Source organism: Noviherbaspirillum massiliense JC206 (genome assembly GCF_000312045.1).
GTDB classification, from domain to species: Bacteria; Pseudomonadota; Gammaproteobacteria; order Burkholderiales; family Burkholderiaceae_D; genus Noviherbaspirillum; species Noviherbaspirillum massiliense.
The window spans coordinates 470,668-493,877 of sequence record NZ_HE978634.1 but is presented as its reverse complement, the minus strand read 5'-3'; the positions used below and the strand labels follow the sequence as shown (position 1 = coordinate 493,877).

27 protein-coding genes and 3 tRNA genes are annotated in these 23,210 nt (G+C 58.7%); 19 read left to right on the top strand and 11 right to left on the bottom strand.

Going from position 1 to position 23,210, the window contains the following annotated elements:
- The first annotated feature begins 35 nt into the window (after nt 1-35).
- The gene (locus HGHM_RS02475) at nt 36-272 is read left to right on the top strand and encodes a hypothetical protein (protein ID WP_019139920.1); all 237 of its coding nucleotides are present in this window, start codon (nt 36-38) and stop codon (nt 270-272) included.
- Nucleotides 273-344: 72 nt separating this feature from the next.
- Here the strand turns inward: HGHM_RS02475 and HGHM_RS02470 are convergent, their stop codons facing one another.
- Nucleotides 345-941: a hypothetical protein gene (locus HGHM_RS02470; RefSeq protein ID WP_051155306.1), complete on the bottom strand. Its 597-nt coding sequence runs from the start codon at nt 939-941 to the stop codon at nt 345-347.
- A 227-nt stretch (nt 942-1,168) separates the two neighbouring features.
- Here HGHM_RS02470 and HGHM_RS02465 point away from each other — a divergent pair, with 227 nt between their 5' ends.
- Together HGHM_RS02465 and HGHM_RS02460 are read left to right on the top strand one after the other, a co-directional pair.
- Nucleotides 1,169-1,798 carry a YsnF/AvaK domain-containing protein gene (locus tag HGHM_RS02465; RefSeq protein ID WP_019139918.1) on the top strand — a complete coding sequence of 210 codons (630 nt, stop codon included), beginning with the start codon at nt 1,169-1,171 and terminating at the stop codon, nt 1,796-1,798.
- Between the two features lie 86 nt (nt 1,799-1,884).
- Nucleotides 1,885-3,162 (top strand): YsnF/AvaK domain-containing protein, encoded by a 1,278-nt coding sequence (locus HGHM_RS02460; protein ID WP_019139917.1) that lies wholly within the window; start codon nt 1,885-1,887, stop codon nt 3,160-3,162.
- 88 nt (nt 3,163-3,250) lie between these two features.
- Here HGHM_RS02460 and HGHM_RS02455 read toward each other — a convergent pair whose 3' ends face one another.
- Nucleotides 3,251-3,724, bottom strand: coding sequence for an SRPBCC family protein (locus HGHM_RS02455; RefSeq protein WP_019139916.1), 474 nt, complete (start codon nt 3,722-3,724; stop codon nt 3,251-3,253).
- A gap of 389 nt (nt 3,725-4,113) precedes the next feature.
- On the opposite strand from HGHM_RS02455, the gene HGHM_RS23585 reads away from it, so the two are divergent.
- The 5 genes from HGHM_RS23585 (at nt 4,114) to HGHM_RS02420 (ending at nt 9,986) form a co-directional block, all read left to right on the top strand.
- On the top strand, nt 4,114-4,902 hold the full coding sequence (locus tag HGHM_RS23585; protein WP_218918031.1) for a CAP domain-containing protein: 789 nt from the start codon (nt 4,114-4,116) through the stop codon (nt 4,900-4,902).
- A gap of 148 nt (nt 4,903-5,050) precedes the next feature.
- Nucleotides 5,051-6,037, top strand: coding sequence for a Vgb family protein (locus HGHM_RS02440; RefSeq protein WP_148415308.1), 987 nt, complete (start codon nt 5,051-5,053; stop codon nt 6,035-6,037).
- A 413-nt stretch (nt 6,038-6,450) separates the two neighbouring features.
- Nucleotides 6,451-8,475: a UvrD-helicase domain-containing protein gene (locus HGHM_RS02430; RefSeq protein ID WP_019139911.1), complete on the top strand. Its 2,025-nt coding sequence runs from the start codon at nt 6,451-6,453 to the stop codon at nt 8,473-8,475.
- Nucleotides 8,476-8,607: 132 nt separating this feature from the next.
- Nucleotides 8,608-9,075, top strand: a complete 468-nt coding sequence (locus HGHM_RS02425) for a hypothetical protein (protein ID WP_020693807.1) — start codon at nt 8,608-8,610, stop codon at nt 9,073-9,075.
- Nucleotides 9,076-9,188: 113 nt separating this feature from the next.
- Nucleotides 9,189-9,986, top strand: a complete 798-nt coding sequence (locus HGHM_RS02420; protein ID WP_019139909.1) for a fumarylacetoacetate hydrolase family protein — start codon at nt 9,189-9,191, stop codon at nt 9,984-9,986.
- Nucleotides 9,987-10,052: 66 nt separating this feature from the next.
- On the opposite strand, the gene HGHM_RS02415 is transcribed toward HGHM_RS02420, so the two are convergent.
- Entirely contained in the window at nt 10,053-10,334 is a 282-nt protein-coding gene (locus tag HGHM_RS02415; RefSeq protein ID WP_019139908.1) for a hypothetical protein, read from the bottom strand.
- Between the two features lie 185 nt (nt 10,335-10,519).
- Here HGHM_RS02415 and HGHM_RS02410 point away from each other — a divergent pair, with 185 nt between their 5' ends.
- Nucleotides 10,520-10,729 carry a SlyX family protein gene (locus HGHM_RS02410; RefSeq protein ID WP_034348654.1) on the top strand — a complete coding sequence of 70 codons (210 nt, stop codon included), beginning with the start codon at nt 10,520-10,522 and terminating at the stop codon, nt 10,727-10,729.
- A 55-nt stretch (nt 10,730-10,784) separates the two neighbouring features.
- Nucleotides 10,785-11,093 (top strand): DUF2288 domain-containing protein, encoded by a 309-nt coding sequence (locus tag HGHM_RS02405; RefSeq protein ID WP_019139906.1) that lies wholly within the window; start codon nt 10,785-10,787, stop codon nt 11,091-11,093.
- A 33-nt stretch (nt 11,094-11,126) separates the two neighbouring features.
- Here HGHM_RS02405 and HGHM_RS02400 read toward each other — a convergent pair whose 3' ends face one another.
- The 3 genes from HGHM_RS02400 to HGHM_RS23010 form a co-directional block, all read right to left on the bottom strand.
- The gene (locus HGHM_RS02400; protein WP_019139905.1) at nt 11,127-12,041 is read right to left on the bottom strand and encodes an NAD(P)/FAD-dependent oxidoreductase; all 915 of its coding nucleotides are present in this window, start codon (nt 12,039-12,041) and stop codon (nt 11,127-11,129) included.
- A 156-nt stretch (nt 12,042-12,197) separates the two neighbouring features.
- On the bottom strand, nt 12,198-12,632 hold the full coding sequence (locus HGHM_RS20420; protein ID WP_019139904.1) for a hypothetical protein: 435 nt from the start codon (nt 12,630-12,632) through the stop codon (nt 12,198-12,200).
- Between the two features lie 10 nt (nt 12,633-12,642).
- The gene (locus HGHM_RS23010) at nt 12,643-12,849 is read right to left on the bottom strand and encodes a hypothetical protein (protein ID WP_148415306.1); all 207 of its coding nucleotides are present in this window, start codon (nt 12,847-12,849) and stop codon (nt 12,643-12,645) included.
- 82 nt (nt 12,850-12,931) lie between these two features.
- On the opposite strand from HGHM_RS23010, the gene HGHM_RS02390 reads away from it, so the two are divergent.
- The 3 genes from HGHM_RS02390 (at nt 12,932) to HGHM_RS02380 (ending at nt 15,530) form a co-directional block, all read left to right on the top strand.
- The gene (locus HGHM_RS02390; protein WP_019139903.1) at nt 12,932-13,330 is read left to right on the top strand and encodes a hypothetical protein; all 399 of its coding nucleotides are present in this window, start codon (nt 12,932-12,934) and stop codon (nt 13,328-13,330) included.
- Nucleotides 13,331-13,499: 169 nt separating this feature from the next.
- The gene (gene dinB / locus HGHM_RS02385; protein WP_051155304.1) at nt 13,500-14,585 is read left to right on the top strand and encodes a DNA polymerase IV; all 1,086 of its coding nucleotides are present in this window, start codon (nt 13,500-13,502) and stop codon (nt 14,583-14,585) included.
- 39 nt (nt 14,586-14,624) lie between these two features.
- Complete coding sequence (locus HGHM_RS02380; protein WP_019139901.1) at nt 14,625-15,530, top strand: recombination-associated protein RdgC; 906 nt, start codon at nt 14,625-14,627, stop codon at nt 15,528-15,530.
- Between the two features lie 286 nt (nt 15,531-15,816).
- Here the strand turns inward: HGHM_RS02380 and HGHM_RS02375 are convergent.
- The 4 genes from HGHM_RS02375 to HGHM_RS23450 form a co-directional block, all read right to left on the bottom strand.
- Nucleotides 15,817-15,893: transfer RNA gene (locus HGHM_RS02375), tRNA-Asp, on the bottom strand.
- A 30-nt stretch (nt 15,894-15,923) separates the two neighbouring features.
- Nucleotides 15,924-15,999: transfer RNA gene (locus HGHM_RS02370), tRNA-Val, on the bottom strand.
- A 426-nt stretch (nt 16,000-16,425) separates the two neighbouring features.
- On the bottom strand, nt 16,426-17,028 hold the full coding sequence (locus HGHM_RS23455) for a hypothetical protein (RefSeq protein ID WP_173390511.1): 603 nt from the start codon (nt 17,026-17,028) through the stop codon (nt 16,426-16,428).
- A gap of 12 nt (nt 17,029-17,040) precedes the next feature.
- Nucleotides 17,041-17,250 carry a hypothetical protein gene (locus HGHM_RS23450; RefSeq protein ID WP_019139899.1) on the bottom strand — a complete coding sequence of 70 codons (210 nt, stop codon included), beginning with the start codon at nt 17,248-17,250 and terminating at the stop codon, nt 17,041-17,043.
- Nucleotides 17,251-17,530: 280 nt separating this feature from the next.
- Here HGHM_RS23450 and HGHM_RS02355 point away from each other — a divergent pair, with 280 nt between their 5' ends.
- Both HGHM_RS02355 and HGHM_RS02350 read left to right on the top strand, forming a co-directional pair.
- Nucleotides 17,531-17,842 carry a DUF883 family protein gene (locus HGHM_RS02355; protein WP_019139898.1) on the top strand — a complete coding sequence of 104 codons (312 nt, stop codon included), beginning with the start codon at nt 17,531-17,533 and terminating at the stop codon, nt 17,840-17,842.
- Between the two features lie 290 nt (nt 17,843-18,132).
- Nucleotides 18,133-18,861, top strand: a complete 729-nt coding sequence (locus HGHM_RS02350) for an OmpA family protein (protein ID WP_019139897.1) — start codon at nt 18,133-18,135, stop codon at nt 18,859-18,861.
- A 69-nt stretch (nt 18,862-18,930) separates the two neighbouring features.
- Here HGHM_RS02350 and HGHM_RS02345 read toward each other — a convergent pair whose 3' ends face one another.
- Nucleotides 18,931-19,845 (bottom strand): c-type cytochrome, encoded by a 915-nt coding sequence (locus HGHM_RS02345; RefSeq protein ID WP_026075630.1) that lies wholly within the window; start codon nt 19,843-19,845, stop codon nt 18,931-18,933.
- A 189-nt stretch (nt 19,846-20,034) separates the two neighbouring features.
- On the opposite strand from HGHM_RS02345, the gene HGHM_RS02340 reads away from it, so the two are divergent.
- The 4 genes from HGHM_RS02340 to queE all read left to right on the top strand — a co-directional run bounded on the left by HGHM_RS02340 (nt 20,035) and on the right by queE (nt 23,119).
- A tRNA-Arg gene (locus tag HGHM_RS02340) sits at nt 20,035-20,110 on the top strand.
- Between the two features lie 499 nt (nt 20,111-20,609).
- Nucleotides 20,610-21,110 carry a VUT family protein gene (locus HGHM_RS02335; RefSeq protein ID WP_019139895.1) on the top strand — a complete coding sequence of 167 codons (501 nt, stop codon included), beginning with the start codon at nt 20,610-20,612 and terminating at the stop codon, nt 21,108-21,110.
- A gap of 282 nt (nt 21,111-21,392) precedes the next feature.
- A complete protein-coding gene (locus HGHM_RS02330; protein WP_026075629.1) occupies nt 21,393-22,487 on the top strand; it encodes a 6-carboxytetrahydropterin synthase in 1,095 nt (364 codons plus the stop codon).
- Nucleotides 22,484-23,119, top strand: coding sequence for a 7-carboxy-7-deazaguanine synthase (gene queE, locus HGHM_RS02325; protein WP_026075628.1), 636 nt, complete (start codon nt 22,484-22,486; stop codon nt 23,117-23,119). Before HGHM_RS02330 ends, queE begins: the two co-directional genes overlap by 4 nt.
- Nucleotides 23,120-23,210 lie beyond the last annotated feature (91 nt).

Genomic DNA, 23,210 nt, shown 5'->3' with positions numbered 1-23,210 from the left:
ATCAGGCTGCTTTGCGGCAGAACGTGGAGACAACTATGTACATGGTCTACTGGACGGTCGTCGAACATGCCCTGAAGGTCGCCTACTCCAGGGAGTTCGATACGAGCGACATGGTCTCGGCGATGAAATTCATGGAAGAGCTGAGAACGAGGCAAAGGCAGGGCGAGCAGATCTGCTTCGTCACCATGGCATCGGAGAATCCGAACTCGGTCGGGCCGGCAGGCGTAGCCGATCCCGACCCGGGATACAACTGGAAGAAGAGAAGACGCTAGCGCCTGCCTGCCAACCGGCTGAACGCGCCTCCCTTGGGCTGCTGAGGGCGGCGGCATTCAAACCGCGTCAAATCAGGCCCGCTGCGCCGGATCGCTGCGCTGCTGCCCCGGCGCTTCCGCAATGAGTTCCGGTATCGACTGCGGATTGAAGTCGCTCCAGTCGCCTTCGGCAATCCGGCCTTCCGCGCGTTCGATATCCATGCCGCCCATCGAGCGCAGCAGGCTGATTGCACGGTCTTCCTGTTCCTCATCGTCGACTTCGACGCCGACCATCATTCCCGACTTGCGCGCCGGCGCCGCGTTTTCCGCGTCCTGTTCATTCTTTCCCGCATCACCCTCATCCTTCATGCCCGAGAGCCCACCCGCCAGTCCGCCCAGATGGGCACCGAGCAAGCCACCAGTCACCGGCCCCAGGGGGCCGAGCACGGGTGTTGCCGCCACGCCTGCTGCCGCGCCCGCGGCAACACCGGCAGCAACGCTCTTGCCGGTATCCTTCGCACCTGGCGAGACTGCCTGATCGCCGCCTATCGGATACTCATCATGGCGTCCGGCTGGATTCAAATAAAACGAAGTGACATGCTCGCGTGCAAACCCCGCTTGCACCAGTTCATCAACCACATCCTGAGCCTGCTCCTGCAGTTCGAATCGCCCGGCAATAATCCTTGGCATAAGTGCCTCCTTGAAATTGCATTGATTGAACAAGAATAAGAGCCCATGCATTTCCATTAGTTCTTTCGCCGGCGGCTGACACCCTCTCACATCCGACCCCTGTAATTCTTTCTGCGAACGGGTAAAAATCGGATTGCCCGCCCATGCGGTCCTCCCAGTTCGCTGCGCAGCTGCCCGGCCCACAACTTGCATTGCTCGTTTTTTTCCTAAACGGAGCATGACTACCCATGAGCCAATCCCCGGCAGACGACGCTGCCACGAGTGCCAGCCGCCTGACCCGCGCACGGCTGGTGGATGCAGCAGGTCATCGTGCATCCATCCTGTCGGTGCAAGATGGCGAAGCGGAATTGCAGGCCTGCATCCAGCTCAGCGACAGCGGCCCTCAGGTGATCGTGCCGGTCCACCTCTTGATTCCCGAAGGTGAAGACAGTTACCGCCTGCCGTTCGCATTCGATAACGTGACCGCGCAGGGAGAAAAAGGTGGCATCACCGTGCCGGTCCTGAAAGAGGAACTGCAGGTAGGCAAGCGGCTGGTAGACACGGGCCGCGGCGTCCGGTTGCACAAGGCGGTGATCGAGGAAACACAGCAGGCCGATCTGCCGCTGTTGCGGGAGGAACTGAACGTCGAGCATGTACCCATCGGGCAGGTCGTGTCGGGAGAGGCGCCTGAGGCACATTACGAAGGCGATACCTTCGTGGTGCCTGTGCTGGAGGAAGTGCTGGTCGTGCAAAAGCAGCTCATGTTGAAAGAGGAAGTGCGCATCACGCGCAAGCGGCAACAGGTCCATGAGCCGCAGAACGTGCAGCTACGCCGGGAGCAAGTCGAGGTGGAGCGTTTCGACGAACGCACTCCATAGCAGGCACGGCTTATGCAAAAGATTGCTCCTCCAGCTCAGTACCACGGCCGGCTTATGCCGCTTTCATGTTTAAGGAGAAATGAACCATGGAAAACACAGTCATTGCCGTATATGACAGTTCTACGCACGCTCAGAGTGCAATGGATGAATTGCTCAATGCCGGCTTTTCCCGAGACAGCGTGCAACTGAATCCGACCAGCGATCGCTCGACCGCCGGTGGCACCACTGCTGCACCGGCAACACATGAAGAGCATCACGGATCTGCGATCGGCAACTTCTTCCGATCGCTGTTTGGCATGGATGATGACGCTCAGCACAGCGACATCTATTCCGAAGCAGTGCGTCGCGGAAGCTGTGTGCTGGCAGTCAACGCCGACAGCGAAGAGCAGCGCGATCGCGCCATCGACATCATGAACCGGCATGATCCGGTCGATGTGGACGAGCGTTCGACCCAGTGGCGCAGCCAGGGATGGACCGGATACGACCCCAATGCACCCATGATGAGCGACAGCGAAATCCAGCAGGACCGCAGCATGTATGCGAGGGACAGGGGGACGAGCGCGACTACCGGCGCAAGCGCCGATACGACCACCGGCGCAAGCATGAACATGGACCGGGATAGGGACACGTCGGATATGTCGGATACGTCGGACAAGAACATGCGCAAGACCAAGGAGGGCACCACGATCCCGGTGGTCGAGGAAGAGCTGCGTGTCGGCAAGCGCGAGGTGCAGCGCGGTGGCGTGCGTGTGTTCCAGCGGGTGAGCGAACGGCCTGTCAATGAATCGGTGACGCTGCGTGAAGAGCACGTCAACGTCGAACGCCATCCGGTCGACAAGCCGGCAACCGAAGCCGATCTCGCTGCCTTCAAGGAAGGCCAGGTTGAAATGCGCGAAATGGCGGAAGAGCCGGTAGTCTCAAAGACGGCGCGCGTCGTCGAGGAAGTCCAGGTCGGCAAGGAAGTCACGCAGCGCACGGAAGATGTCAAGGACACCGTACGCAGGACCGACGTCGAAGTCGAGGAACTCGGCGCGGACGGCAGCGGCAAGACCGCTACAACCGGAGCCGCGGGCATGCGTGGCACGACGGCGGATACTATGGGCATGGGTGATGATGCCGATTACCGCAAGCACTGGCAAAGCGCCTATGGTCAGCAGGGTGGCAACTACGACGACTATGCATCCGCCTACCGCTACGGATCGACGCTCGCCGATAATGATCGCTACAAGACTTCTGGCTGGAACGATTCGGAAGCGGACATCCGCAGCGATTGGGAACGCAATCATCCTGAAACCGCCTGGGAAAAGGTGAAGGATGCGGTCCGCTACGGCAAGGAACGTGTGACCGGCCAACGACGCCACTAGTCCTTTCATCATGGCCTGCCTGCCCTTGGCCACAGGCAGGCTTCTCTCGCTTGCCGGCGCCGGTTCGCCGCGCCGGCAGGCTTTTTTTCTATGCGCCGTCGAGCAGGCCTTCCTCGGCCATTTGCCGGATGATGCGGATCGTATCGATGTCCGCTTCCTGGTATGCCGACCGGCGGAATTCATCATAGAAGGCTTCGGCACTCGATACGGGTTCGTTGCCGTCGTCATATTCGAAGCGCACGAAGAAGATATCCGGTTCCGGCTCCTCGATGGTCATCGTCAGGCTCGATGCCGAAATGTCCTTTTGCTTCGGCACCTGGTAACGCACCTGGTGCTGCGGCAGGAACGTCACCTGGTCGCGCACCACCAAGTCTCCGAAGTGCAGCTCGCGCGCGAGCGTGAGTTCGGTGCGCTCATGCAGCAGGCAGCGATCCAGAGATGGAATGAAATCCTGGGGTGATTCTGCGCGCGCCACCAGCCCGCGCCACAATTGCTCGCGCGTCAGGCGGCTGATGAGGGGATTGAGCGGGTCGTTGATTTCAACAAGGTGGGCAAACTTCATGACTGCGTGGCCTCACTGGGAAGGAAAGCCGTCCAGTGTAAACCCATATCAAACGCACTGTGAACATTGACTGCCGCGAAACTGCGCCAACGCCCGAATTGCCCGTCTCCTCCCGGGCACGCATTATCGCGTTGTGTTCCAGACAAGGAAAAAGCCGCTTGCGGCATCCCTGTCGGATGCGGGTTATGTCTCGGTTCAGGCAATAGGCTTTGTGAAACAAATTATTTCCTTTCGGAACTCGTTGAAGTCCTGCAATGTCTTTCAGGAAACCGCATCAGAGAAGGCGGAAACGCGGAGCACGCTTCGCTTCGGATCAAGAATGATGTCGCGCCATCCGCCACGTAGTCACGACGGGCGGCAGTCCCATATTCCGCTTGCAGGAGCCCAACTTGAAACGCATCACCCGCTTATCCCTTTGTTCACTTACGCTCGCCGTTGCCGCATGCGGCGGAGGCGGCTCCAGTTCCTCGCAATCCGAGGCACAGGCGGCCACATCCGTGCCGGCCACGGACTCGCCCCTCCCCTCGGCTTCCGCATCGGCCCCGGCCTCCGCGCAAACTTCGACGCCAACTCCCGCTCCGGCTTCATCATCCACGTCGACGCAGACATCCAATCCGGTCCCCGCACCCAGCACATCACCCGCAGCGACGCAAAGCCCGGCCTCAGCGCCGAACTCGTCACCGACGGCCTCGACATCCGGCTCGACTTCCGGAACACCATCGGTACCGACCGTGCCGGCGGTGACAAGCTGTGGCCTGTCCAACTTTCAGCAGGAAATCCTGAATCGCCTGAATCAGGCCCGTGCCGCCAGCCGCATGTGCGGCAACACGCTGTACCAGGCCGCAGCGCCGCTCGCTTGGAACGGCAAACTATTCGACGCCGCCGCTGGTCATTCGCTCGACATGGCGAACAATAACTACTTTTCCCATACCAGCCAGGATGGAAGAAGCTTCAGCCAGCGCATCAGCGACGCCGGCTATGCCTGGTCCGCCGTGGGAGAAAACATCGCGGCCGGCCAGCGCACGGTGGAGGATGTGATGAATGGCTGGCTGCAAAGCCCGGGACACTGCGCCAACATCATGAACGGCAGCTTCACCGAGGTGGGTGTGTCCTGTGTCAGCAACGACGCATCCTCCTACAAGCAATACTGGACGATGGACCTCGCCCGTCCGCGATAGGGCATTCTGGCCCGGGCATCACGAGCCGAGGCGAAACGGCGCATGCGTAGGGTGCAGATGTTTTGATTTGCCTCCAAAGCGCGGTCTCTTGGATGCGCAAGTGCGGTCCGGTCGCGCCACAATAGGCGATCATCGAAAGGAGAGCGCCATGCGAAGGATGCTGCCGATAGCGACGCTACTGCCCGCGCTTGCGCTCGCGGGCGGCTCCAACTACACCATCACGCCCGGCATTTCGCAGCCCACGGGCAAGATCAGCGAGTGGCCGGTGCCGACACCGAAGTTTGCGCGCGACCCGGCTGCCGCCCCCGACGGCAAGATTTACATCGCCGTCATGCATGGCAACAAGCTTGCGCGTTTCGATCCTGCGACCCAGAAATTCGAGGAATGGGACCTGCCGGCCGGCACACGCCCGCACGGGCTGGTGGTCGATGAACAAGGCACGGTCTGGATGACCGGCAACGGCAATGGCACTCTGCTCGAAATTCCCTTCGAGGAGGGGCAGCCGGGAAAGATGGTCGCGCATAAAACGCCTTCTGGCGGCAGTCCGCACACGATCATTTCCGATGGTCGCAACGCGCTCTGGTTCACCAACCAGTCGGCGGACAAGGTGACCCGCTATGACCGCAGCACCAAAAAGATGTCGGAGTTCAGCACACGCGACGGGCCTTATGGCCTGGCGATGGACCGTGACGGCAATGTCTGGTTCTGCCAGGCCAGCGGCCGACGCGTGGGCCGCATCGACGCGCGGTCCGGCAAAATCACCGAGCTGGACCTTGGTGACGGTTCCAACCCGCGCCGCATTGCAGCAGCGCCCGACAATACCCTGTGGGTGGTGCGTTACGGGGACGGCAAGCTCACCCATATCGACGCCGGAACATCACGTATCATCAAGAGCTACGACATGCCTGCGGGCCCAAACGGCAATCCGTATGCGGTGACGGTCGACGGCGCGGGCAAGGTCTGGGCAAATGAAATCGGCACCGATACCGTCACGCTGTTCGACCCTGCCAGCGAACGCTTCCAGGTATTTCCCCTGCCCACCAAAAACGAAGGCATACGCAAGATGATCGTCGATGCCAAAGGGCGCCTGTGGTACATGGGCAGCCACAGCGGCAAGCTGGGCGTGGTGGAGTGAGGTGCACAAAGCGCTGGCCTGAGCCGACTAGGCTCGGCAGCATGGTGCAGCGTACGCCTGACCACAGTGCCTGCTTTGGGCAAGGCCAGATGTATTAGCCTTTCGCATAACCGGCGACCCGGGCGCGTCCGCGCCTGGCGAAAGCAGCCCTGGGCACGGCATCGGTAGTCTTCATATGCCGGCTTGCGCAGGCATGTCGCAAGTCGTCCGTCAAGTCGCTTTCATCCGAGGCGATGCCAATCTTGCATTGGCGACGCGCCGCAATCACTAGCAAAATAACCGGCTTCCGAAAAGGGCAGCAGTTTTTACCGTCGCAAAACTTGCACACGCGTAATGGGCATCGGCTTGCGCTGCTACAATGAGCCGCTTTCGTCGTTCCAGGTTTCCGCATGTCCCATCCCACGCACTCCGGTATGAATGCCCCGCAACGCGAAGCCGTGCACTACATGGATGGTCCCTGTCTGGTGCTGGCCGGTGCCGGTTCCGGCAAGACGCGCGTGATCACGCAAAAGATCGCGCACCTGATCGAGCACTGCGGCTATGAAGCAAAGAACATCGCCGCCGTCACCTTCACCAACAAGGCGGCAGCTGAAATGCAGGAACGCATTGCCAAGCTGCTGAAGGAACCGAAGGAAGCCAAGCAGCTCACCGTCTGCACCTTTCACTCGCTCGGCGTGCAGATCCTGCGGCGCGAAGCGAAGGAACTCGGATTGAAGGACCGCTTCTCCATTCTCGACAGCGACGATTGCTTCGCGCTGGTGCAGGACTTGTCGGCCACCACCGACAAGCAGGCGATCCGCCGCATCCAGACCGCGATGTCGCTGTGGAAGAACGGCCTGGTCGATCCCGAAACCGCGATCAAGCAGGCTGCCACCGAAGACGAGGCGCAGGCCGCGCGCATCTACCGCAATTATGTCGCGACGCTGAATGCCTACCAGGCAGTGGACTTCGACGACCTGATCCGGCTGCCGGTCGAACTGTTCCGCAACAACGAAGCGGTGCGCGACAGGTGGCAGCGCAAACTGCGCTATCTGCTGGTCGACGAGTACCAGGACACCAACACCTGCCAGTATGAACTGGTGAAGCTCCTGGTGACCGGCATCGGCAAGAAACCGATGTTTACCGCCGTGGGCGACGATGACCAGGCGATCTATGCCTGGCGCGGCGCGACGCTGGAAAACCTGAAGCAGCTGCAGATCGATTTCCCCGACCTCAAGGTCATCAAGCTGGAGCAGAACTACCGTTCCACCACCCGCATCCTGCAGGCGGCGAATGCCGTGATCTCTAACAATCCCAAGCTGTTCGAGAAGAAGCTGTGGTCGGAGCATGGCCTGGGCGATCCGATCAAGGTGATGGCGATGCAGGACGAGGAACAGGAAGCCGAGCAGGTCGCGATCATGCTGTCGGCGCACCGTTTCGAGCGCCGCGCGAAATTCTCCGACTACGCGATCCTCTATCGCGGCAACCACCAGGCACGTGTGATCGAACAGGCGCTGCGCAAGGAACGCATTCCCTACACGATTTCCGGTGGTCAGAGTTTTTTCGACCGCGCCGAGATCAAGGACATCATCAGCTATCTGCGCCTGGTCGCGAATGCCGACGACGATCCCGCTTTCATCCGCGCAGTGACCACGCCCAGGCGCGGCGTCGGGCAATCGACGCTGGAAACGCTCGGCGCTTTCGCCGGCCAGTGGCAATGCTCGCTGTTCGAAGCGGTATTCAAGGGCGGCATCGAATCGAAACTCGCCGACCGCCAGCTCACGCCGCTGCGCGATTTCTGCAACTTCATCAACCAGCTCGAAGCGCGCGCGAGCAAGCGCGGCGAGGATGCGGCGCAGCTGCTCGACGACATGATGAAGGAAATCCATTACGAAGCCTACCTGTACGACACCTTCGACGAGCGCCAGGCGCAGAGCAAGTGGCAGAACGTGATCGACTTCACCACCTGGCTGAAGGACAAGGGCAAGGGCGGCAAGGATGGCACCGATGCGGAAAAGAGCCTGCTGGAGTTGACGCAGATGGTGGCCTTGATGACCATGCTCGAGGGCCGCGATGAAGAACCGGATGCAGTACGCATGTCGACCCTGCATGCTTCCAAGGGACTGGAATTCCCGCATGTGTTCCTGGTCGGCGTGGAAGAGGGCATCCTGCCGCACAAGGGCGACCCCGATGCGCCGGCGGATACGCTGGGCGCGCGCATCGAGGAAGAGCGGCGCCTGATGTATGTCGGCATCACCCGGGCGCAGCGCAGCCTGCACATTTCCTGGTGCAAGAAGCGCAAGCGCGCGCGCGAAAGCGTGCATTGCGACGTCTCGCGCTTCATCAAGGAGATGAAGCTGGATGAGGGCGATGCGGTGCCGGCCGAAGAGGAAGTGCTCACGCCCCAGAACCGGCTGGCGAACTTGAAGGCTTTGCTGCAGAAACCGAAAGTGGCGTGAACGACACGGAGTCTCACGGACATTGCTGACTTCCGGTATGGGGTGGTGGCAATATACGGTGTCGCATTTCCGCATTGTTAATACGGACGCGATCCTCTAAAGCAGGCTACATCCAATCAGGGAGAAAAAAGCATGGCAGCAAAAGCAAGCATGGGTGCGTTGGCATTGGCGGTACTGATCGCCGGTTGCGCCAGCCAGAAGACGACCAATCAATCGGGTACTGCGGATGCAACGCCGCAGGCGGCGTCTGAAAAGACCCAGCCATCGACCCCGGGCGCACGTATCGTCAAATCGCGCAACGGGCAGTTCGAGGGCGAGATCATCGGTAATCCGGCACCCAAGAGCAAGTTTGCCAAGGTACAGATCGGCATGACGATGCGCGAAGTCAATGAATTGATCGGCACGCCCAACGACATGATCCGTCATGAAACCGGCAAGCGCTGGATACCGTTTTATTTCGGCAATGATGCGCAGCGCCTGCAAACCCTCTACAAGGGTGAAGGTTGCCTGACCTATACCGGCGGCAATGTGTTTGGCGGCGGCGGCAACGAATTGATCCGGATTGCGGTGGATGCCAAGGGCACCTGCTTCGAGGAGTAAGGACGCTGGCAGGAATTCTCCTGCCACCAGCTGAAAGACCGGGCGGATATCTATGTTCGCCCGATTCGCACTTCTGAAGTTCCAATATAAGAAAAAGCTGAGGAGGAAGACACATGGAAAAGATCAATCGCCGCGGTGTCCTGCAAACCGCCGGTGCCATGGCCATGGGTGCCATTGCCGGCTGTGCCGTGCCGGTGACCGCGAACAGCAGTCGCGCAAAGACGATTTTCGACGTGCCGCAAGCGACCATTCCGATCGTCGGCACAAGCGAACAATTCCCGGTGCGCCGGATCTACTGCATCGGCCGTAACTACGCGGCGCATGCGCGGGAAATGGGCTCGGATCCGACGCGCGAGCCGCCCTTCTTTTTCCAGAAGCCGAGCGACGCGGTGCAGTTCGTAGCGCCGGGCCAGACTACGGATCATCCCTATCCGCCGCTGACGAAAAACTACCATTACGAAATTGAACTGGTGGCAGCGCTCAACAAAGGCGGCCGCAATATTCCGGTCGACCAAGCCCTGCAGCATGTCTTCGGCTACGCAGTCGGGCTCGACATGACGCGGCGCGACCTGCAGCGCGGCATGGGCGAGCAGAAGAAGCCTTGGGAGATCGGCAAGAGCTTCGATCATTCTGCGCCAATCGGACCGCTGCATCCGGTTGCCCAGATCGGGCATTTCACCAAGGGCAATATCTGGCTGAAAGTGAACGGGCAGACCAGGCAGCAAGCCGACCTCAGCCAGATGATCTGGTCGGTTGCAGAGCAGATCAGCAAACTGTCGGAAGCATTCGAACTGATGCCGGGCGACATTATCTACTCCGGCACGCCGGAAAATGTCGGGCCGGTCGTGCCCGGCGACGTCATGGAAGGCCATATCGACGGCCTGCCCAACCTGCTGGTAAAAGTGGTGTAAGGGTGTAAGGGTCGACGCTTTTACCGGCCAGGAAGAAAGCGGCGGACATATGTGGCCCGCCGCTTTTTATTTTTGTGCTTTGTCTGCGCCGCTTGCCTTGGCGCCCAGCTGCTTTTCAAAGGCGGCATCCAGCTTGCTGACCTTCACCTTTTTCTGCGGGCCAGTCTGGTTGACGTGCTGCACGAATTCTTCCAGCGTCAGGTCGCCGCTGATCTTTTCCAGCGTGCCGGATTCCGAGGCGCGCAGCAGGTAAAAGAATCCGCTGGCGGTCATGCCCATCGAATACCGGTGGCTGGTGTCGCGGGCATTGAGGCGGGCAAGGGCAGCGCTGGCTTTGGTGGATCTCATGAGGGACGGGATTCAAAATCGAAACGGCATGCGCTATGTTGATTGCTGGCGCGTCTTTTCGTTCACGAAGCTTGGATTATGCTGCTGCAAGGTAATGATGCGTGGATACAGTCATGTATTGTAGCGAACTCATGCACGCAGGCTGCATCACATGCATGTACTTCTGCCTGATGGAGGAACCCAAGGTGATTAATGAAGACCGCATAGTCGATATCGAAATCAAGATCGCTGCGCAGGAAGACATGCTTGAAACCCTCAACCGGACGGTTTATCAGCAGCAGAAGAAAATCGACGAGCTGGAAACCCTTTGCTCCGCCATGGCAAGGCATATCAAGGACTTGCAGGAAGGCGCGAGCGAGGCTGGCACGGCACTGGAAAAGCCTCCGCATTACTAGCCTGCGCGCATGGTTCGTCCTGCTACACTGCGGCTTTTGCCATGAAGGTAGGGTGATGACCTCGAAGGATCAGGCCGAATTGCTTCGCGCCAAGCTCAATCTCGAAACTTCCCGTATGCCATGGAAGGAACTGCTGCGCTATTTCGCAGGCGGTGTCGTAATTGCCGTCAGCGATGACCTCGACCTGATAGAGGTGGCAGCATGCATTGCGAACGATGACAAGGATGTGGTGGCGCAGTGGATGGCGGAAAGCCGGGTCGGCAAGGTCAGCGATGCGCAGGCTGCCACCTGGCTGGAGATGGACGCTTCCTTGTGGGCGGTGGTGGTCAAGCCCTGGATTCTGGTGCAACTGAGAGCGTCATGAGCGCGGCATCCCGGCCTGTGGCTGGGGCAAGCGCTAGTCCCGCTCTCTGAGCCGGTTATGGACCGCCGTGGCGGCGATCGCGGCATGTCCCATCGCTACCGTGATCTGGTTCAGGCCGGCGACCACATCGCCCACGGCATAGAGGCCGTCGACGGAAGTCTGCTGATGTTCGTCGACGCGCAATTCGCCATTGGGAGCGCAAGCCGCGCCCAGGGAGCGTGCCAGTTCGGAATTGACGCGGGTGCCCAGGGCCGCGTATACCACTTCGAAGCGCTCCTGCCCGCCATCGCGCAACTGCACTTCGATCATGCCTTCCTCACGCAGGCGCATGGATGACACCGGCTCATGGATGACGCGCACCGAGGCATGCGCCAGCCGCTGGCGGTCCTCTTCGGAGAGGTCCAGGGCTTCGGTCAGCGAGAGCAGCGTGACTTCCGCCGCAAAATGCCTGACGAAGATGGCTTCGCCCAAGCCTCCCTTGCCCTTGCCGATCACGGCTGCCTTCTTGCCGATCGCTTCGTAGCCGTCGCATATCGGGCAGTAGCGCAGGCAACCGCGGGCGATCGCATCCTGTACATCGGGAAAATCCGGCGGCACGTCGACCACGCCGGTGGCAAGAATGACGGTACGGGCATGCCATTCCCCGTGCTCACCCGAGGCGATGAAACTGCCATCGGGCCGCTTCTCCAGCCGGCGCACCTTGTCGGCGACCACGCTTTTCCCGTAATGCACCATCTGGCTGCGCATGCGATCCAGGATGTCATGGCCATGGATGCCGGCCGGGTAGCCCGGGTAATTGTGTGAAGTCGGAATCGACAGCAGGCGGCTTTGGCCAGCATCGATTGTGATGAATTGCCGGCGAAAGCGCGCGAGATAGGTGGCCGCTGTCAGTCCGGCGGCACCTGCGCCGATGATGATGCAATCCAGCTCCTGTGGGTTGGAAATCAAGTTCGTACCTACTTCCTGTATTCATTGCACCGCCCCTTGCGCGGAACGGGCCGGCTCATCCATGAGTCGGCCCGTTCAGGGGACACTAGAGGGGCAAGTCAAGCCTGAGGGCATGCAGATGGTTCCTGGCTGAACCCTCTTGCATGTAGCGGTGAATCAGCGCTGCCCCTGCCGTATCTGCCCTTCCTGGCGCGGCGGCGGCACTGCGGTGTCGGCACGCTGGTCATCTTCGTCCATGTCCGGATCGATCGCCTCGATCTGGTCGACATCGATGTCGCCGCCCATTTCAACAGTGGTATCCCTTCCCGCGGAAGCACGTTCACCAGTGCCGCTGGAATCGCTGTCGCTGTCGAGCGCGGCGTCACCGACATCCGGTCCGGCAGTGCGGTCCGCACGCTTGCCGTCCGGGTCGGACGTGGTGCCGCGATCCAGTCCTATTCCCATCTCGTCCGGAAGAAAGCCCGGGCCGCCCTGGACATCGCTGCCGCTATCCGAAGTATCGCTGGGGCCGAGGGCGCTCGTTCCATGCCCGCTGCCGAGCTTGCGGTCGCGTTCAGGCGTGTTGTCCGGGTCCAGAAAACTTGCTGACATGATTCTCTCCTTAATTGAATTGCGCTCGCCGCAAGTGCTGCAGTCTGGCGGCAATGCGGCGCTGCTCAAGTGATGGCGCAGGAATGCGCCAACGCGTCGTACTTGTCTTTTGCAATATCCATGCCTCAACAGCACTGAGTCTCTCTTCAAGGCAGGAAATATTTTTTTGCAATTGTTTTTCGAGAGCAGGTGAACCTTTTCCTGCAGGCTTTGTCATTTCATTAACGAAAGCTTGCCATTGCTGTAAAGCTTTCCGCGTGCTGATGCAAGTCCCTGTACCTATTTCTTACGGAGCTCACATGTCGAAATTGCACAAAGTCTTGTTTGGATCCACACTGATCGCGCTGGCGGGCTTCGCTTATGCGCAAACTTCCGCTACCGGTACTTCCGCCAGTTCCTCGACCGCTGCGCCTGCCGGTTCATCTTCCGCAACGACCACCGGCGGCACTGCCAAGGATCCCTTCGTCGAGCGCCGCGAGGAAAAGGCCAAGGCACGGTCCGAATACCGCGCCAAGAAGAAAGCGGCTTCGGCAGACCAGAAAGAAGCCAAGAAAGAGGCCAGGAAGGAATACCGGCAATCCAAGAAGGAAGCCAACGCGGAATTGAAGGCATCCGGTGTGCGTTCCGACCAGGAAAAGAATATCGACCTCAAGAGCGCCACACCTTCAAGCGGAGCAACTTCGGGGGGGAGCAAGTAAGTACCAGACAGCAAGCGCACCACGCAGCACCGTCCCGGGCAGCAGCGCCAATTCGGCGCGCCCGGGCATCTTGATTTTTCCTCATGTAAATGCTGCGCGCATTTACAACGCATCGGTAAAATGAGCAGCCTCTCATTGCACGCATGCTGCCGCACCGGTGAAGCCGCCTATTCGAAAAATCATCCATTGTGATTGCGACTGTTTTTATGCCGCAGTGGAAATGCGCGACGATCCTTCTTTGCGCGGTCGGCCGCTGGCAGTAGGTGGTCGCCCCGACCAGCGCGGCGTGATTGCCACCTGCAACTATGAAGCGCGCAAGTTCGGCATACGCTCCGCCATGTCGACTGCGCAGGCATTGCAGCGCTGTCCGGATCTGATCGTGCTGCCGCCGGCGATGGACAAGTACCGCACCGCCTCGAAGCAGATCCTTGCCATCTATCGCGATTACACCGACCTGGTGGAACCGCTGTCGCTGGACGAGGCGTATCTCGATGTTACCCATTCCCCGCATTTCAAGGGCAGTGCAACCCTGATCGCGCAAGACATCCGCGCTCGCATTGCGCAAGACGTCGGCATCACCGCGTCTGCCGGCGTTGCACCCAATAAATTCATTGCCAAGATTGCCAGCGACTGGAACAAGCCGGATGGCATGTTCGTCATCCGCCCGCAGGAAGTGGATGCCTTCGTCGCCGCGCTGCCAGTCGACAAGCTGTTCGGCGTCGGCAAGGTCACCGCGCTCAAGCTGAAAAAACTCGGCGCATCCACCTGCGCCGATCTGCGAAGCTGGTCGATCGTCGAACTGCAGCGCCGCTTCGGCAAGTTCGGCGCCAGCCTGCATGGCTTGTGCCGCGGCATCGATCTGCGCGAAGTCAGTCCCAGCCGCGAGCGCAAGTCGATCAGCGTGGAAGAAACCTTCGTCACCGATGTGCCCGACCTCGCTGCCTGCCTCGCGCAATTGCCGGCGCTGTTCGACAAGCTGGGAGAGCGGGTGCGCAGGGCGAAAGCGGAGCGGCACATTCACAAGCTGTTCATCAAGATCCGCTTCGCCGACTTTCGTCGCACCACCGCCGAATGTGTCGGTACCGTGCTCGACTATGAACAGTTCGGCAAGCTGCTGTACACCGCATACCAGCGCGGCCGCAAGCCGGTGCGCCTGCTCGGTGCCGGCATCAGACTCAGTGACGAAGACGATGTCAATCAGCTCGGCCTGTTCGGTGCCGAAATAGCAAGCGCACGCGAAACGACAGACGCATGAGGATGCGGCGTGTAGAATGGCCCCTTTTTTCTCCGCGCCATGTGGTTCAAGAATCTGCAGATCTATCGCCTGTCCGCTCCATGGACAGTGACGCCTGAACAACTGGAAGAACGCCTCGCTGCCCAGTCCTTCGCCCCCTGCGCCAATCTCGACATGCAAAGTCAGGGCTGGGTTTCTCCGCGCGACAACGGCATGCTGGTCCACACCGTCAACAAGCAGATGCTGCTCATGCTGGGCACCGAGAAGAAGTTGTTGCCGTCCACCGTCATCAACCAGGTCGCCAAGGCGCGTGCTGCGGAACTGGAAGAGCAGCAGGGCTTTGCGCCGGGCCGCAAGCAGATGAAGGAAATCAAGGAGCAGGTGACCGATGAATTGCTGCCGCGCGCCTTCAGCGTTCGGCGCAGCACCCGGGTCTGGATCGATCCGGTCAACGGCTGGCTCGTAGTCGATGCAGCCAGCACAGCGAAGGCGGATGAAGTCTTCAAGCTGCTGCTGAAAGCGATCGACAAGCTGCCGGTACAGAACCTGCGCACGGAACGTTCGCCGCAGGCAGCGATGACCGACTGGCTGTCCGCGGATGAAGCGCCGTCCGGCTTCACCATTGACCAGGATACCGAGCTGCGCGCCGTCACCGAAGGCAAGGCAACCGTGCGCTATGTGCGGCACGCGCTCGAAGCCGAGGACGTGCAGCGCCATATCGCCGCCGGCAAGCAATGCACGCGTCTGGCAATGACCTGGGCCGACCGGGTTTCCTTCGTGCTGACCGAGTCGCTCGCGGTCAAGCGGCTGGCCCCGCTCGATGTCCTGAAGGAGGATGCGGACAAGAGCGCATTCGGCGAGGATGAGCGCTTCGATGCGGACATGACCCTGATGACCGGCGAGCTGAGCAAGCTGCTGAATGACCTGGTGGAAGCGCTCGGGGGCGAAGCCCGCGAACCGCATTGATGGTGCCTACTGGCGAATAAAAAAGACGAACCTCGGTTCGTCTTTTTTATATTTGCAGCTTCTAATGCCTGCCGTCAGTCGCGCAGGGACTGATTCCAGTCGAGAAAAAGAAAATGCCCGCTTGCGCGGGCATTTTTGATATTGGCGGAGTGGACGGGACTCGCCTACGTGTCGCAGGCCGCGGAATCCCTTGCAAGGGATTCCCTTCGAGTCCCGCCGTCAGCCCCGCAGGGGACTGACTCCACTTCAAAAAAGAAAACGCCCGCTTGCGCGGGCGTTTTTGCTATGGCGGAGTGGACGGGACTCGAACCCGCGACCCCCGGCGTGACAGGCCGGTATTCTAACCGACTGAACTACCACTCCTGAAACCGGTACTGCATCTGCCTGATTGTCTGGTGGGTGCTGAGAGGCTCGAACTCCCGACCTACGCCTTGTAAGGGCGCCGCTCTACCAACTGAGCTAAGCACCCGTACCGCAAACTTAGCCAATCAAACACTTCGCGTTTGTCACCACGCTGAAGGGGGCGAAGTGTACAGCAGATTTCTGAATTTGACTAGCCCATTCGCAATTCTGCATGCGCTCAAGCGGTTTTTCGGGGGGCGGATGCTGCTGCAGGTGCTTTTCCCTGCTCATGGATGACTGCGCGGGCAATTCTGCCTGGCGGTCGAAGCTGCGAGGAATCTTTTCATGGCATTGATCAGGGCTGGCCGGAGCTCGCATCCGGTGCGTCGCGCCGATCGCAAACTAGTGGTTACAGAATTTTACACTTCTGATAATTCTTTGCGATTCAAAGACTTGCAAACCTTCTATGAGAATTTGCGGAAGTTTGACAGAAAACCAATGAACGGCAGCGAAATGCCTGCGTCCAAGTAGCTGCATCGATGATGCTTTTCCTTTAACTACAGGAGGTACTCATGACATTGAAAACTACTCTCCGTTCGCTGTCTTTCGTGGTGATTGCTTCGGCGTCGTCGGTTGTATTGGCGGCTGGAAGCGATCTCGGTGATACAGGCAAGACCTCGAAGCCCTTGATCATTGCGCAAAGCTCCGGCAGCAGCGGCTCGTCCGGCACGTCGAGCGGCGGTTCCAGCGGTTCATCCGGTTCTTCGAGCGACAAATCCGGCTCCAGCGGCTCGTCCGGCAGCTCGGGTTCGTCCGGTTCATCGGGCTCCTCGGGTTCGTCAGGCTCGTCAGGCTCGTCGATGGGAAGCTCGGGAGGTTCCTCGGGCTCTTCTTCAATGGGAAGCGGCTCGTCCGGCTCGTCCACTGACAAATCCGGCTCCAGCGGCTCGTCCGGCAGCTCGGGTTCATCCGGTTCCTCGGGTTCGTCCGGTGGTTCTTCGTCAATGGGCGGCAGCTCCGGCGGCTCGTCCGGTTCCTCCGGTACTTCCGGTTCCTCGGGCTCGTCCGGCTCATCAGGCACCAGCGGCGCTTCCGGCACATCCGGCGCCAGCTCCAGCCCGTCAGCCAGCTCTGGCTCGTCCGATACCGGCACCACCAAGAGCACCACTCACAAGAAAAAGAAAAAGAAGGCAAAACGTAGTTCCGGCGCTGCTGCTTCCGGCGGCGGTGAAAGCAGCACGAGCACCAAGGGTACCGGTGGCGCCAGCGGCGCAGGTGGCGCAACCGACGGCTCAGGAAAATAAGCAGGAACGTTCTGTAGTTCAAGAAAGCGGCTTTCGGGCCGCTTTTTTTCGTCGGTCTGACACCACATCTTCATCCCGCAGATAAGACTCCGATTGCCCTTCCGCCATCGTTAATTACTGAATTGATTGTTTCTTCACTGGATTGCAGATTGCTCAAATGCGGGCTTTTCCCGTTTGATAAGTTAACCCGGACAGGCCCCGCCACAGAACGGACATTGATACCAATTGCATTTTGCATGGCACCAAATAAACAATTTATTGTCAGTGAATAATCGAGCCGGGGCTAAATGCCACGCCGCAATACATCCAGACCAGGCATGCATGCCGTTTCCATTTTTTCACAGGAGTATCACGATGCTGACACCGAACATCAAAACAGTAAGAAACGATATGCGGACATTGCTCAGAGATGCACAGGACCTGTTCCGTGAAGCGACGTCCTCCACCGGTATGAAAGCCGGGGAGCTGCGCGAGAGGAGTCTCGTCCTGCTCGACACCGCTACGCAACGGGCACAGGAAATGCAGGCAATTGCGGTGGAAAAGGGCAGGGAAGTGGCGCAGAACACGGATCAGTATGTGCGTCAGAATCCGTGGAAGGCGGTTGCGATTTCAACTGGTCTGGGATTGTGCGTCGGCCTGTTGGCTGCACGCAGGAATAACGCTTGATGGTTCTATAATTGATGAGGCGGCGGAGGGCTGGCTCGATGCCAGGCGGGCACGGACGATTCCCCGGTTCGCATTTCCCTTTGTAACTGACAGACGGCATGCGCAGCCATGTTGAAAAGCCGCCGGCCGTGCAGGCTCCGCAATTGGCCGTCCGAGTTCATTGACGTGCCTTTTTAACCGGGCCAAATGGGTATAAGCGCGGTGATCCGGTTCAAATGGCAACGGCAGCTTGTTCTCCTGGCGCAGGATCTTCAGAGCCAACGTTGGACGCAATACTTATGAAGAAGAGGATGCAGATGCACACAAAATTTGTTGTTTCAACCCTTGCCGCAGTCTTGACCCTGAGTGCGTGCGCCAATATGAATGAGGTGCAGCGCGGCACCGCCACGGGCGCCGGAATCGGTGCCGGCCTTGGCGGCGTGCTTGGCGCAGCAACCGGAGGGGGCGGCGGGCGCAGGACCGCAACCGGTGCTGCCATAGGCGGCGCTGCCGGCGCAGTGATCGGCAATATCTGGTCGGCCCGCATGGAAGCGCAGAAGCGCCAGATGCAGCAGGCGACCCAGGGGACTGGAGTCCAGGTGACCCAGACTGCAGACAACCGCCTGAAGCTCGACATCCCGTCCGATATTTCCTTTGACACCAGCAGCTCGGATATCAAGCCCAACTTCCGGCCGGTGCTCGACAAGTTCGCCACGACGCTGGTCGAGAACCCCTATACGCACGTTAACATCATCGGCCACACCGACAACACGGGCAGCGATGCAATCAACAATCCCCTGTCGGTGAACCGCGCTGCCAGCACCCGCAATTACCTGGTCGACCGGGGCGTCGCTTCGAATCGCATCAGCATCGACGGCCGCGGCTCGCATGAGCCGGTGGCACCGAACAATACCGAGGCCAACCGCGCAAAAAACCGGCGCGTCGAAATCTTTGTCGCCGAGCAGCAGGCGACCGCCCAGGCTCCCCAGCCTACGCAGCAGCAGATGCAGCAAGTGCCACCTCCCCCTCCGGCCAGATAAGCGCCTCCCGGTTTGAACGGGCATAAAAAAAGCCGACCTCCGGGTCGGCTTTTTGCTTGATGGGCTGGCTTATTTCGCAGCTGCTGCCATGTAATCGACGGCTGCCTTGACTTCCTCATCGGAGGCGGAGGAACCGCCCTTGGCCGGCATCATGCCGCTTTTGCCCTGGAAGCCTTTGATTGCATGGTCATACAATGTAGCCTTGCCCTGTTGCAGGCGTGGCGCCCATGCGGCCTTGTCGCCGAACTTTGGTGCGCCGGCAATGCCTGCGCCATGGCAAGCCTGGCAGGTGGCTTCATACACCTTCTTGCCTGCGTCGGCAGATACAGTTCCGCCACTTGCGCCATTCGTTGCGCCCTTTGCAGCCTGGGCTGACGAAGCCGGCGGCTCCGAAGAGGGCGCGGCCGGCGCACCGGCAGCCGGAGCAGGCGCGCTGGCGGAACCGGCGTCAGCAGCGGCTGCCGCAGGCGCGGCGCCTTTCACTTCCGGCTCCTTGAACTTGGCTCCCGACTGGTTAGCCATGTACACGACGGCACGCGCAACTTCCACGTCATCCAGATCGGGGTTCCCACCTTTGGGCGGCATGGCACGGATACCATTGACGGCATGAGAAACGAGGGTGTTGTAGCCCTGACTGATACGGGCGCTCCAGGCTCCGTTGTCGCCTACCTTCGGTGCACCGGCCGCGCCAGTGGCATGACACGCGGCGCAAACTGCCTTGTACACGGCATCGCCGGCCTGCAACTGCTTCGGCGCGTTAACATCCTTGAGGGTAAATCCTTCGTCTGCAACCGGTTTCAGACGTGCAGCGATCGCTTCGGGAGACTGGCTTTGCGAACCGGCACCGGTTCTTTCCTCGCTGGTGACATATTGCACCAGCAAGATGATGCAAATGATGGGGACCAGAAAGCCGGCAACCACTGCTGCGACGAGCTGCTTGGGCGTCTTGATCACGGATTCGTGTTCGTTATGTGCGTTGCTCATTATTCCCTCAATGCAATTTTCGAAACCGGCCGCGAGGTCGGCATCGCGCATTGCTGCCGCAACGCAATACCTCGCAAAAACCCTTGATTATAGACGTAAACTTAACCCTGTGGCATGGAAACCGGGCACATTGCGTGGACGCCGACACGGAAAACCGGTATCCTTCATGCCTCTCACCATTCTTCCAACGCGGCTGTAGCTCAGTGGATAGAGTATTGGCCTCCGAAGCCAAGGGTCGTGGGTTCGATCCCCGCCAGCCGCGCCAATTAAATCAATAGGTTAGGAAAAAATCTCATCCGGTTTTTCGCTGACTCGTTGTTTCTGCTGCTTCGTGTACCCCGCATGTACCCCATTTGAAGGAACGTGGCCTTGCTATTTCGGCGTTGTTGGGCACAGAGCGGCACGTTCTCGTGCTTACGTAAGAATCAGCACTGACAAGTAACGCCGCTAGGAAAGAGACATTGGGCTGCACCTCAGAACAATGGTAGGGTCAACCATGCAATTTAGAGTCGTGAAGTGATTGCTCCGCTTTGAACGCAATAGCATGGAGGCGATAGGTGATTGGGCTGGCTATTGCGACGACCGGTGTCTGTCGACGTTAGTTTCGGTCGGCACCACGCAATTTTAATAGCATACTCGCAGCGCAATGAACATTCGTATTGCGTTATGAAAAAAATTCCTGGCGCCTTACAATAGCACCTGCTCGTGGCAGGACAATGTCAAGATTATGGCGTGCTTCCCTTCGCTACTAAACCTTTCCAAAAATGCAAATTTCCCTCTATCTTGCCCTTGCTGTTTATACCGGAACAATTATCGCCTCTAACCTGCTTGTTGCTCAATTCGGGCCTGCAATTACACCGATTTTAGCGTTCCTTTTTATTGGATTGGATCTGAGCCTGCGAGATTGGCTGCATTTGAGAATGCGCCCTTGGCAGATGGGTGCGTTAATCGGATTTTCGGGCGTCTTGACATACATTCTTAATCCGGCGGCACAAACGATTGCCCTTGCAAGCGCCCTCAGTTTTGCATTTGCCGCGGTCGCAGACTGGATCGCCTTTTCTAAGCTTGGTGGCACGTGGATGCGGCGAAGCATCGGAAGCAATGTTGTGGGAGCTGCAGTTGATTCGGTGATGTTTCCTACCCTGGCATTCGGCGTGCTGCTGCCACAGATCGTCATTGCTCAGTTTTTGGCGAAGACTTGTGGGGGAGTTTTCTGGGCATTTTTGCTAGATAAAGCGAGAGGCACAATTAGCACAAAACTATAAATACCCAATCAACTTGGGACTCAACTTGCCTCACGAATGCACCGGACATTCGTGAGGCAATTTTTTGTGGGAGTCTGGACGTTGCCTACTGTCCGTAAACAATACGGTAACAACGCTGTATCTGTTGTGCGAAGTCTTCGAATATCCGGCCCTGGAGCTTTTACCACCATGGTCTTGACGGCTAACCTTGTCATTAGCGCCACTTCTGTCTCTTGTGAAAATGAGAATTACTTCAATCAGGTGCCATCAATCTGCACACTTAGTACTTTGTAAAGAATAAAAATGACTGAACATCTTCTTTATGCTGCTGCAATCAACTTCGAAGCGGCACGTCAGGTAGATCTGCTGCCAGAAGGTCATCGTTCCCGTCGCCTCCATGGGCATAGTTTCCTTGCAAATGTGCGAGTCGCGTTGCCCAACAATTGGGCAGATTTCCAAGGAGGCGAGGTGGTGAAATTGCGGGAACGTTTGGTTGCGGCCGTGTCTCCGCTCGATTACGCGCATTTAAATGGCCTACTTGACCAGCCAACTGACGAGAATTTGTCGCGGTGGGTGCGGGCTCGTTTGGACCTGGAAGGCATTGATGCAGTCGGTATTCAAAGTACGCAAGATGAAGGCGTCGATCTTTCCAGTAATGACCATGCACATATCTGGCGCCGATACCTGCTGCAATCGGCGCATCAATTGCCGAACGTGCCATTAGGGCACAAATGCGGGCGGATGCACGGTCATGGGTTTGAAGTGATTTTGCATGCCGACCAAGATCTCGGCGGCCGGGAAATCGGGATTGATTACGATTGCCTGGATAAGCTTTGGGCACCCATTAACGCGGAACTGAATTTTGCCTGTCTTAATGACATCCCCGGACTCGAAAATCCCACAAGTGAAGTGATCTCGCGTTGGATATGGCAGCGCCTCAAGCCCGAGCTGCCGGAACTGTCATGGGTGACGGTCTATGAGACAGCGAGTTGTGGAGCGCATTTTGATGGCACGCACCATCGAATTTGGAAGGAAATGACGCTGGATAGCTCAGTGTGCTTGAAACATGCACCGGTAGGGGATCCGCGCCGCCGCATTCATGGACATACCTATACCTTGCGATTGCACTTGCACGCCCCGCTGGATGAAGTCATGGGTTGGACCGTTGATTTCGGTGACGTGAAAGAAATTTTCAATCCAGTGTTTAAGCAGCTCGATCATCACCCGCTGCATGAAATCGTCGGGGACCACGATGCGGATACGGCAAGCTTGGCAAAATGGATTCGTGAACAAACGCAGCCCAATCTATCGCAGCTGGATCGCATCGATCTCTACGAAACGAAAGGTTGTGGCGTGATCCTGTCTTGGGGCGCAGCAGGTCCGGCGTTACCGATATGACTTACAGCGTCAAAGAAATTTTCTATACTCTGCAAGGGGAAGGGGCGAATGTAGGTCGCTCCGCGGTATTTTGCCGCTTTGCGGGATGTAATCTCTGGACCGGCTTAGAGCGCGATCGCGCAGCAGCAGTTTGCCGGTTCTGTGACACCGACTTCGTCGGCACGGACGGCGTCGGTGGCGGAAAATTCAAAAACCCAGCGGATCTCGCGGACGCGATTAGCCGGCACTGGCCTAGTGACCAAGCGATCAATCGCCTGGTGGTATGTACGGGCGGGGAGCCGTTGCTGCAGCTCGACGAACCGTTAATCGATGCGCTGCACGAGCGTGGATTTGAAGTGGCCGTTGAAACGAATGGCACGCAAAGTGCGCCGCCAGGAATCGACTGGATTTGTGTTAGCCCAAAAGGCATTGCCGAGGTGGTTCTTCGATCGGGCGACGAATTGAAGCTCGTCTATCCCCAGCAGGATGCAACGCCGGAGAAATTCGAAGCGCTCGATTTTCGGCATTTTTTTCTGCAGCCGATGGATGGACCCGATCGGGAGAAGAACACGCGGCTCGCCATCGAATATTGCCAAGTCCATCCCAAATGGCGCCTTGGCATTCAGATGCACAAAGTGATCGGAATCGCTTGAACTGATCTCGATCAAGTAAGGCTGCGTGCTTACTCTTCTAACCGGTGGTCGAAAGATGCCTTCATGCAATATACTTGCTTAGTAAATATGT